This is a genomic window from Vibrio rhodolitus (assembly GCF_003350325.1).
Lineage (GTDB): Bacteria > Pseudomonadota > Gammaproteobacteria > Enterobacterales > Vibrionaceae > Vibrio > Vibrio rhodolitus.
In genome coordinates, this window is the sequence record NZ_QLYZ01000007.1 from 13,834 (window position 1) to 24,938 (window position 11,105).

Annotated in this window: 7 protein-coding genes and 1 riboswitch; of the genes, 3 read left to right on the forward strand and 4 right to left on the reverse strand. The window is 44.9% G+C overall.

The window, feature by feature from the left end; genetic code table 11:
* Positions 1-105: 105 nt before the first annotated feature.
* A riboswitch (Lysine riboswitch) is annotated at positions 106-284 on the reverse strand.
* A gap of 159 nt (positions 285-443) precedes the next feature.
* The gene (locus tag DPF93_RS08840; RefSeq protein WP_114765841.1) at positions 444-1,565 is read left to right on the forward strand and encodes a pyridoxal-phosphate-dependent aminotransferase family protein; all 1,122 of its coding nucleotides are present in this window, start codon (positions 444-446) and stop codon (positions 1,563-1,565) included.
* Between the two features lie 76 nt (positions 1,566-1,641).
* On the opposite strand, the gene DPF93_RS08845 is transcribed toward DPF93_RS08840, so the two are convergent.
* The 4 genes from DPF93_RS08845 to DPF93_RS08860 all read right to left on the reverse strand — a co-directional run bounded on the left by DPF93_RS08845 (position 1,642) and on the right by DPF93_RS08860 (position 8,072).
* Entirely contained in the window at positions 1,642-3,429 is a 1,788-nt protein-coding gene (locus DPF93_RS08845; RefSeq protein ID WP_114765842.1) for a PglL family O-oligosaccharyltransferase, read from the reverse strand.
* Between the two features lie 60 nt (positions 3,430-3,489).
* Positions 3,490-6,312 (reverse strand): excinuclease ABC subunit UvrA, encoded by a 2,823-nt coding sequence (gene uvrA, locus DPF93_RS08850; RefSeq protein ID WP_114765843.1) that lies wholly within the window; start codon positions 6,310-6,312, stop codon positions 3,490-3,492.
* A 125-nt stretch (positions 6,313-6,437) separates the two neighbouring features.
* Positions 6,438-7,310 carry a UTP--glucose-1-phosphate uridylyltransferase GalU gene (galU, locus tag DPF93_RS08855; RefSeq protein WP_114765844.1) on the reverse strand — a complete coding sequence of 291 codons (873 nt, stop codon included), beginning with the start codon at positions 7,308-7,310 and terminating at the stop codon, positions 6,438-6,440.
* Positions 7,311-7,424: 114 nt separating this feature from the next.
* Positions 7,425-8,072 carry a LuxR C-terminal-related transcriptional regulator gene (locus DPF93_RS08860; RefSeq protein WP_114765845.1) on the reverse strand — a complete coding sequence of 216 codons (648 nt, stop codon included), beginning with the start codon at positions 8,070-8,072 and terminating at the stop codon, positions 7,425-7,427.
* A gap of 296 nt (positions 8,073-8,368) precedes the next feature.
* Between DPF93_RS08860 and DPF93_RS08865 the strand changes: the two genes are divergently transcribed.
* Positions 8,369-8,902: a single-stranded DNA-binding protein gene (locus DPF93_RS08865; RefSeq protein WP_114765846.1), complete on the forward strand. Its 534-nt coding sequence runs from the start codon at positions 8,369-8,371 to the stop codon at positions 8,900-8,902.
* A gap of 199 nt (positions 8,903-9,101) precedes the next feature.
* A complete protein-coding gene (csrD, locus tag DPF93_RS08870; RefSeq protein ID WP_114765847.1) occupies positions 9,102-11,105 on the forward strand; it encodes an RNase E specificity factor CsrD in 2,004 nt (667 codons plus the stop codon).

Below are 11,105 nucleotides of genomic sequence, written 5' to 3' on the forward strand. Positions count from 1 at the left end.
ACGGCTTCCTAAAATTGTTGCTGGTTACCCAACGTCCTTTGTTTTTGTGTTCGATGCATTCGAACGAGAAGAGAGTGTTGTGCGATATATAGAGGTAATAATATTCACCTCAGAAGCGCATCATCAGACAGTGCTGATGACAGTTGATGAGAGTCAACTCAGGTCAACCGACGTCACTAAACCGACAATTTAGCGATGTCTCGGCACTACTCTCCCTCAATGAATCGTGTTGGAGTTGCGGCTCCACGATGCATCTACCTAGGCAGTGCTCCTCTTCTGTGTTTAATTATTGAACGGTTTTATGTGATCAAAGTCAACAGATAATTTTACCTACAATCCAACAATTTGTAACAACTAGACTTATGACCAATTGTCCCTTGCGGGATATTGGTCTAAGGTGGTCTAACCTGAGAAGATTTAGAAGCATGCTGCAAGGAGCGATTATGACAATTCAAAGCTTTATTCCACCGCGCCGAACCCTGATGGGACCTGGTCCTTCTGATATATCACCGCAAGTTTTGCAGGCGCTGAGTCGTCCAACTGTTGGGCATTTAGACCCGCTATTTGTTGGCATGATGGATGAGCTAAAACAGCTACTAAAGTATGCTTTCCAGACTGAAAATGAGTTTACGATTGCGGTCTCTGCGCCAGGCAGTGCGGGTATGGAAGCGTGTTTTGTTAACTTAATTGAAGCTGGCGATAAGGTCATTGTGTGCCGCAATGGCGTATTTGGCGAGCGCATGCGTGAAAACGTAATTCGTGCTGGTGGAGAAGCGGTTGTGATTGACGACGAGTGGGGTACACCCGTCTCGGTTGATAAAGTTGCTCAAGCTCTACAAGATAATCCAGATACTAAAATTGTCGCTTTCGTGCATGCAGAAACATCCACTGGTGCGGTTTCAGATGCACAGGCACTGGGGGCTTTAGCCAAGCAGTATAATGCATTAACCATTGTTGATACCGTGACATCTCTCGGTGGTATGCCGCTCAAAGTCGATGAGTGGCAATTGGATGCAGTTTATTCTGGTAGCCAAAAATGTCTTTCTTGCACTCCAGGTTTGGCTCCTCTGACATTTTCACCCAAAGCGATTGAGAAGATTCAAAGCCGCACGACGCCGGTACAAAGTTGGTTTCTTGATCAGAGCCTAGTACTTGGTTATTGGAGTGGTGAAGGCAAACGCAGTTATCATCATACTGCGCCAGTAAACAGTTTATACGCCCTGCATGAGTCATTAGTGATGTTACAAAATGAAGGACTCGAGAATGCTTGGCTACGCCATCAAGCGATGCATGAAAAATTAAAAACTGGACTCGAGAAGTTAGGTTTTACTTTTGTGGTTGAAGAGGCGCACCGTTTACCTCAACTGAACGCAGTCTATGTACCAGCGGGCATTGACGAAGCGAAGGTGCGAAATCATTTACTAGAAACCTATAATCTTGAGATTGGCGCAGGTCTAGGTGCTTTAGCTGGTAAGGCGTGGCGCATCGGTTTGATGGGATATGGCGCGCGTGAAGAAAATGTTGCGCTATGCCTGCGTGCTCTTGAAGAGTCTCTAACTCAGTAATTTCGCTAGGTAGTCTAGATGAAAAAAAGCGGCTTATTAGCCGCTTTTTGTGTTTATGCTCGAGCTAGATGTTGACTTATTGCGCAGCTGATGGCGTGAGTGCATCAATATCAGGCGCAATATATTGCACCTTATCAAAGTCACGCTTAGGGAAGAGGAATTTCGCTTCACTGCGGATCTGTTCTGCTTTTTTATCTTCTCCAAGCCCTTGATAAGCCAAGATCAAGTTGTTGTAAAAAGTCGGGCGCGGCTTATCTTTAATGATCTTGAGTGACCAATCAACATACGGTTGGATGAACTCAGGATTTTGGGTGATTAATCCAATATTGAGGTAGGTGCTGTACACATCCCAGTCGTAGCGGTCTTTCCATACGATGGGATTGGTTACCTGTTCTAATATTGCTGGGTCTTTTGGGTTTGAGCGCTCAAATTGGGTAAGAACGTAATTTGTATGCAGTGAGCTCAACATATAAAAAGTTATGAGTATTGGCATCAGCAAGCTCATTACGCGTAAGGTGATTTGAGATAATTTACTAAATGAGACTTCTTTGTAGCTATTGGAGCGTTGGTCTACCCAGTAAAGCAAAATAATAAATGTAATCCAATGGACAAATGAGTGGTAGAAAGGATACTCAAGCTGACTATGTAGCACGATAGGGACAAATAAGCCAAACATCGCGATGCGCGTGCCTTTCTTTGCCTGATACATACGCAGCAGCATAAACAGTGCTGCGAGCATAATGCCTAATACAGGCAATAAGCCGCCTTCAACACCCCAGTACAACAGCTCGTTGTGAGGATGATCCATTGCTGGTAACCCTTGATGATAGTTAGGGTTTAACTGATGTTGGCGTGCGGTATAAAGTGTGTAATCAGCCTCGAAGTTACCATAGCCATAACCGGTAAACGGTTTTTCGATAAACATATCGAGCGCTTGTGGGAAGGTATAACTGCGTGGGCTTTTTAAGTTAACCTTACTTTCCAGCAATTCTATATTCGCTGAATCAGCAGAAGTTTTTGCCTGATGAATTAAGGGTAGTGACAGACCAACAACGATTCCCATTAGTGCTGCTAGGCTCCAGCCAGCAATGCGCTTATGTGTCGCAAAGCGATAGAGATAAGGCAGTACTGCTGCAACGGCGATTGCTGCTCCAAGCCAACCAGTTCGGGAAGCTAAAACGATCAATAAGGGAATGGTCAGTAGCGGCATCAAATACAGCAGCGTGACATCACTTAGTTTACGTTGGTACTTAATCGGTTGACGTGAAAGTAGGTAGCCCGATATCGCGAGTCCTGTAGCGAGGAAACTCGCCATTACATTAGGCTGCTGAAAAATTCCGTATGGGCGATTTGCCACCGTGTTGTAGCCAAACACATTATTTGGTTGCAGTAGTAGATACTGAACCCACCCAAAACTGGCTTGAATCGCAACCGCAATGACGATAAACCATAGTAGGCGCTGTTTTTGTCGATTGCTGAAACGGAACTGCTGCAAAATAACAAATAGCAACAAACCCATCCATAGCCCAGTCAGCCGATTAAGCGAAAGCTCTAGGGAGCTCTCTGGATAGAGCACTGGGGCAGTCATCATCAGGCAAGAGATGAATAATACGATGGTGAGTTTGTTATAGCGCAGTTTACCTTCGGAGCCTATTTGATACAGACCAATCGCGATACTGATACCAAACGCGAGCCAAGTAGTGGCATTGAATGATAGGGCTAACCCAGAACCTCCCGGATTAGGCATAAAGAAATGCATCGCCAAGATATAGATAGCACCGATGGATACTAAAAATGGGCGAATCAGCGGAAGCTTTGCTGCCTTAGGTTCAAGCTGTGTTCCGGTCAGATGTATGGTTGCCATAAAGGGTCACTTCTACAAAAACAAAACCAGCGTATGATACGCTGGTTTAACTACTTTTGACTATTTTAACATAGGTTTAAGGAAGCGGGCGGTATGTGAACCTTCAACTTGCGCCACATCTTCCGGTGTACCTTGCGCAATGATTTCACCGCCACCTTGTCCACCTTCTGGACCTAAGTCAACAATCCAGTCCGCTGTTTTTATGACATCAAGGTTGTGCTCAATAACTACGACAGTGTTGCCATGATCTCGAAGGCGATGCAGCACCGTAAGTAGTTGCTGAATATCATGAAAATGCAAACCAGTCGTTGGTTCATCCAAGATGTATAGTGTTTTACCTGTATCGCGCTTAGACAGTTCACGTGCCAGTTTGACGCGTTGCGCTTCACCACCAGAAAGGGTGGTAGCAGCTTGACCAAGTCGAATATAAGAAAGCCCCACATCCATCAAGGTTTGCAGTTTGCGCGCAATCACCGGAACTGGGTCGAAGAATAGTCGTGCATCTTCAACGGTCATTTCTAGCACTTCATCGATAGTTTTACCTTTGTAGCGTACTTCTAAGGTTTCACGGTTATAGCGTTTACCTTTACATACATCACAAGGCACATAGACATCCGGTAAGAAGTGCATTTCGACTTTAATTACGCCATCACCTTGGCAAGCTTCACAGCGTCCACCACGAACGTTAAAACTAAAGCGACCTGGCTTGTAACCACGCGAGCGAGCCTCTTGTGTGCCAGAGAACAGCTCACGGATCGGTGTGAAGATCCCAGTGTAAGTGGCAGGGTTAGAACGCGGCGTTCGACCGATTGGACTCTGGTCAATATCGATCACCTTATCAAAGTGCTCAAGTCCTTTGATCTTCTTATAAGGTGCAGGCATTGCTGTCGTCGCACCATTCAGTTGTGTGTGGGCGATCTTAAAGAAGGTATCGTTAATTAGGGTTGATTTACCTGAACCTGATACCCCGGTAATACAACTAAATAGCCCAACTGGAACCGTTAAATTGACCTCTTTAAGGTTGTTACCGGTCGCACCAATGAGTTCCACCACTTTCTTCTTATCAAATGGGGTACGCTGCTGTGGTATTTCAATTTTCTTAACCCCAGAGAGGTATTGGCCTGTGAGTGACTCAGGGACTTCGAGGATTTCAGCCATCGTACCTTGTGCAACCACTTGTCCGCCATGAACCCCCGCACCTGGACCAATATCAATCACATGATCGGCGCAGCGAATGGCATCTTCATCATGTTCGACGACTAACACGGTATTACCTAAGTCGCGCAGGTGGGTTAGGGTTTTTAATAGTCGTTCGTTATCACGTTGGTGCAAGCCAATCGATGGTTCATCGAGCACATACATGACACCGACTAAGCCTGCGCCAATTTGGCTTGCTAGGCGAATACGTTGTGCTTCACCACCAGAGAGCGTTTCGGCGCTACGAGAAAGGTTCAGGTAGTTAAGACCCACGTTAACCAAGAACTCAAGGCGATCGTTGATCTCTTTCATCACTTTCTCTGCGATTTTTGCCCGTTGACCTTCTAGTTTTAGGGTCGCGAAGAAGCCTAGCGCGTCGGCAATACTCAGCTCCACAATTTCAGGTAACGTAGTATCACCGATAAACACATTGCGCGCTTCTAAACGCAGACGGCTGCCATCACAACTCGCACAGCATTTGGTTGAAATGTACTTTGCTAACTCTTCACGCACAGAGTTCGATTCGGTATCGCGGTAGCGGCGCTCAAGGGTATTTAAAATCCCTTCAAACGGATGGCGTTTAACGCGGATATCACCACGATCATTGATGTAGTTAAACTCAACTTCTGTTCGACCAGAGCCTTTTAGGATCACATCTTGGATTTTCTTCGGCAGTTTGTTAAACGGCTGATTGAGGTCGAAGTCATAATGCTTTGCCAGTGAGCTAAGCATTTGGAAGTAGTAGTAGTTCTTTTGATCCCAGCCGCGAATAGCCCCTTGAGCAAGACTGAGTGACTCATCTTGGATGACTCGGTCAGGGTCAAAATATTGTTGTACGCCTAAGCCATCACAAGTTCCGCATGCCCCCGCAGGATTGTTGAACGAGAATAGGCGAGGTTCGAGTTCTTGCATGCTGTAGCCACAATGTGGACAAGCGAAATTGGCGGAAAAGACCGTTTCTTCTCCGTCGCCATCCATTGGCGCGACCATTGCAATACCACCAGAAAGCTCTAGTGTGGTTTCAAACGATTCCGCTAGGCGTTGTTGCAGATCGGCGCGCACTTTAAAGCGATCGACGACGACTTCAATGGTGTGCTTTTTATGCAGTTCTAATGTCGGAGGATCGGACAGATCACAGGTTTCCCCATCAATACGGGCGCGAATAAAACCTTGCGCCGCAAGGTTTTCGAGTGTCTTAACGTGTTCGCCCTTACGTTCTTTAACGATAGGAGCCAGTAGCATCATTTTTGAGCCTTCTGGCATCTCTAGCACTTTGTCGACCATTTGCGATACGGTTTGTGCTGACAGCGGCACCTTATGCTCTGGACAGCGCGGCTCGCCAACACGAGCATAGAGCAGACGTAAATAGTCATAAACTTCAGTGATAGTACCTACGGTTGAGCGTGGGTTATGCGAAGTGGACTTTTGCTCGATAGAAATCGCTGGCGATAGGCCTTCAATGTGGTCGACATCAGGCTTTTCCATCAAGGATAGAAACTGACGCGCATAAGCAGACAGTGATTCAACGTAGCGGCGCTGTCCTTCGGCATACAGAGTATCAAAAGCCAAAGATGATTTACCGGAGCCGGATAAACCAGTGATAACAATTAACTTATCGCGAGGGATGGTGAGGTTGATGTTCTTGAGGTTATGGGTGCGGGCTCCGCGTACTTCTATCTTGTCCATGGTAATCGCTCTGTATGGGAAGAACTTCTAGTATTACACAGTGCGATAAATGTTCAAAGAAAATGCTGGATATAAAAACAGTAAAGACGACCTAATGGTCGCCTTTACATGATTAGATATGGTTATTAGCTTTGTTTTTCAGTTGAGTGTTTACCGAGTTCAGCTTTCTTGCTGTCTTTTAGATACAAGTTTTCAAAGCAGTAGTTTGTCGCTTCGATATAACCCTCTACGCTACCACAGTCAAAGCGTTGACCTTTAAATTTGTACGCAAGTACGCAGCCCGCTTTCGCTTGTTTAAGTAGCGCGTCAGTGATTTGAATTTCACCGCCTTTACCCGGTTCAGTTTGTTCGATTAACTCAAAGATATCCGGAGTTAAGATATAACGACCGATGATTGCTAGATTGCTTGGTGCTGTACCCGGTTCAGGTTTCTCAACCATATCGTCGACGCGGTAGATATCGTCTTTGATCATCTCACCCGAGATCACGCCGTACTTGTGCGTTTCATCTGCAGGGACTTCTTGCACAGCCACAATTGAACAGCGGAATTGTTTAAACAGTGCCACCATTTGCGCCAGTACGCCTTGTTGCTCATTTACACAAAGGTCATCAGCAAGTACGACAGCAAATGGTTCATCGCCAACTAGTTCACGACCTGTCAGAATTGCATGACCTAGACCTTTCATTTCACGCTGACGAATATAGGTAAAGTTGGCTGATTCAATGATGTCACGGATATCAACCAACAGCTCTTCTTTGTTGGTGCCGTTAATCTGGTGCTCTAGCTCATAGTTTTTATCGAAGTGATCCATGATCGAGTGCTTACCACGACCGGTAACAATACACATACCGTCCATACCTGCTTGAATGGCTTCTTCGACACCATATTCAATCAATGGCTTGTTAACTACAGGCATCATCTCCTTTGGCATTGATTTGGTTGCTGGAAGAAAACGTGTTCCGTAACCTGCCGCCGGAAATAGGCACTTCTTAATCATGATAAAACCCTTTATCTATCTGACGTAAATTAAACTGGCGATAAGATAGCATGGTTTAGATGAATAGATAATTAACCGCACCAACAAAAGTAGCTTTAGAGCGCACAATTCACTCTAACAGACTAAATGTTGTTTAGCCCAAGAGATAGCCTGCACTCTATTTTTCACCGAGAGCTTTTTAAAGATCTGATACAGGTGAGATTTAACCGTGAACTCACTGATAAACAGATCTTCGGCAATCTGATTATTCGAGGCGCCAGTCAGTAAGCTACGCAGTATTTGGATCTCTCTGGTGGTTAGATCAACGGTTGCTGGTGAGGTCTGGCTATCAACTACATGACGATAGTAATGTAGCAGTTGTGCGGCAACCTTTCTTGGTAGCCAATTTTGACTATTAATTACTTCCCCACAGCCAAAAGCAATCTTGGCGATATCCTCACTTTGATAGAAAAGCGCTTTTAAGTTTCCAAAGCTGAGCAGCTCGTTGGTGGTTAAACGACGATCAACGTTAATCAACACGGTTTCAAAAATATTGTTTGAAAGTGGTAAGTTGCGAATTGCGCTCTGCAGTTGCTGATAGTTGTTGTAATCGATAAGTAGAATTTTATGCTTGTGCTGTTGCATTGCTAACATAAAGTCCTGAGGCTCCATACGAGGTATCGGTAAGCCAAGACTCTCTTCAATTCGATCTATAATTGGGTAGTGGGCTTCTTTTTCTTCGCAGAGGAAGTAGAGGGTGCGTGCATAGATATTTTTAGCCATAAACTGTTCTCATTGTTAGTGATTTTAAATTTATAAAATTCCTATCAGGTATAGTGTCTGATTTGCTCGCAAAGCGCGATTTGTAATCACAATGAATCGATGAGTGTTTAAAAAATGGTGGAGAGTTTTCCTTTATCTCATTGAAATTGCGGCGCAAAAATAGGTGCTAGTATGAGATTCTGGGAGATGTAGCAACAAAGTTGATGGTAAGAGTTGCAGGAACTGTTGTTTGATTTGCAAGTGGGGTGTTATCCTTACGCGCTATTAAACACGAATGAATTTAAACGGAGCGAAACATGGCTAGCCGTGGAGTAAACAAAGTTATTTTGGTCGGTAACTTAGGACAAGACCCAGAAGTGCGCTACATGCCTAGCGGCGGCGCTGTTGCAAATATCACGGTTGCGACGTCAGAATCATGGCGTGATAAAGCGACTGGTGAGCAACGTGAAAAAACAGAATGGCACCGCGTCTCTCTGTTTGGCAAACTTGCAGAAGTAGCAGGTGAATACTTACGTAAAGGCTCTCAAGTATATATTGAAGGTCAATTACAAACTCGTAAGTGGCAGAACCAACAAGGTCAAGATCAGTACACGACAGAGATCGTAGTGCAAGGCTACAATGGTGTAATGCAAATGCTTGGTGGTCGTCAAGGTGGACAAGGTGCACCTATGGGCGGTCAACAGCAGCAACAGCCACAACAAGGTTGGGGACAACCACAACAGCCTGCGATGCATCAGCAACAAGCACCGCAACAGCAACAACATGCGCCTCAACAACAGCCTCAATATAATGAGCCACCAATGGATTTTGACGACGACATCCCGTTTTAATCTATTGAAATCCAAAAAAAGCCGCGATTATCGCGGCTTTTTTATATAGTGGATTTATATCAAAGCTAAGTAGTTTGAATTATCTAGCTAGGTATAGCGACCTCTAAGGAAAGAGGTATTCCGTGCTAGAGAATCAGTTCTAGCGTATTATCTGCAGGTTTTTCAACCAGCAGGATAAATAGAGAGGGAACTTCAATTTATGAGGTATACGCCTACCTTAAAATTGAGCACGCGTTTAGTGGCTTTTGTCACTATGATAGTGATTAGCGCGATGTTTATTTTGTTCCTCGGAGGGACATTGTCTTTCCGCAGCTTAGGACAAGAGTACCTAGATCAATCTTTAACAGGCATTGTCGAAGTCGTCGACAAGGAAATGGAAGATCCAGATGCCGCCTATTCTATGCAGCGTTGGATGCCTAAAATGCTGCAAGCCTCCAATATTGTTGAGATGGAACTCTCGTCAAAATATGGGGTGATCTATCGTTATCGTGATACCTCCTCCAAGGTTGAGCCAGCCTTACTTCACCATGCGATTTACTCATTAGAGCGCAATAGCGGTTACTCCATTCGTTTCACAGCGGTGCCTCCGTATGTCGGATACGGCTATTCGATGCAAGCTCTATGGTCTATCACTTTGGCGGTTGCACTAATCATCTTTTGTTTAGTGCGTGGGTTGAAATGGCTTAAGGAGCAGTTGCAAGGCTCTGAATTGCTAGAAGAACGTGGTCGAATGATCCTCGCAGGTAGGGTCGAAGAGTATGCCAAAGGGGATGTTGCTGAGTGGCCTTTTACTGCTAGTGAAGCTCTAGACCGTTTAATTGAAGAGTTACAAGATGCTCGTCAAGAACGTAGCCGCTTTGACACTTTTATTCGTACGCAAACCTTTCTTGATCAACTAACCGGGACCGCAAATCGAGTGCTGTTTGACAGTAAGTTGGAATCGGCGTTGTCCGAGAATGGTGCGCATGGTGGGGTATTGCTCCTGCGCATCGACGACTGGGATACAGTCAATGAAGATACTAATAAGCAAACGGCTAACCAGTTTATTATCGATATAGGTGAAGCGCTGAATCATGTCATTTTGCGCTACCCGGATGTGATCCTTTCCCGTTACTACGAAAGTGATTTTGCTATTTTCGCTCCGCATTTAGGGATTAAAGAAGTCTCGAATATTGCGACAAACTGCTTAAAGCAACTTGAGAAGCTTGCGCCGCTCGAAGGCTTGGATAAAGACAATTGGTGTCATATTGGGATCAGTATGTTCCAAGAGGGAGAGCGACAAGGAAAAATCATGGACGAAGCGGAGACCGCTCTAAAAGGGGCTCAACTTCAGCAAATCAATACTTGGAATCGATTCAATAAACTATCAGCGCCAGAGGAAGAGCGCGGAAGTGTGCGTTGGCGAACTTTATTTGACCAAGTACTTACGCCAGAAAGTGTTTATGTCTTTTCCCAACCTTGTTTTCTTGTCGAGCAGCAGCAGCCACAATTTATCCACAATGAGCTTTTTGTCCGGATTCTTGACCCGCAAAAAGGGTTAATCAAAGCGTCACGTTTCAGTGCTGCAATTGAAGCCGTGGGTTATGAAAGTGTCTTAGATCGTTCAGTTTTTTTAGCTGTCGCCAGATTTTTGAAAGCGTCAAAAAATAGTTTATGTTACTCTATTAATCTGCATGTTACCCCGTTTGCTGGCAGAAAGTACTTCCGCTGGTTTAGAGATGAGTTACTTCAACTACCAATAGAAATGCGACGCAGGCTACTGTTTGAGTTTGCCGAAGCACGTTTGGTTCAGCATCTCGACTATATGCGACCTGTGATCAAGATGTTAAACGGTTTAGGTTGTAAAGTTGTGGTTGGGCAAGCGGGACGTTCGATTGTTAGTACTTACTATTTGAAAGAGTTATCAATCGATTATCTCAAGTTACATCGCAGTCTAATTAAGCAGATCGATCAACGACATGAAAATCAATTGTTTGTTCGCAGCCTTTTAGGGGCATGTGAAGGTTTAAACACGCAAGTGATTGCGGTTGGGGTCGATCAAGAGCAGGAGTTCAATACTCTGGTAGCGTTAGGCGTGAATGGTGTGCAAGGTCGATATTTTGGCGCGGAAGAACAGATGCTTCCTGAAGCAAAAATTGAGCAGCACCCACAGTCCAAATCGAATATCCAAATTGGACGACGTAATCGTTGGCGAAGAAGTTAG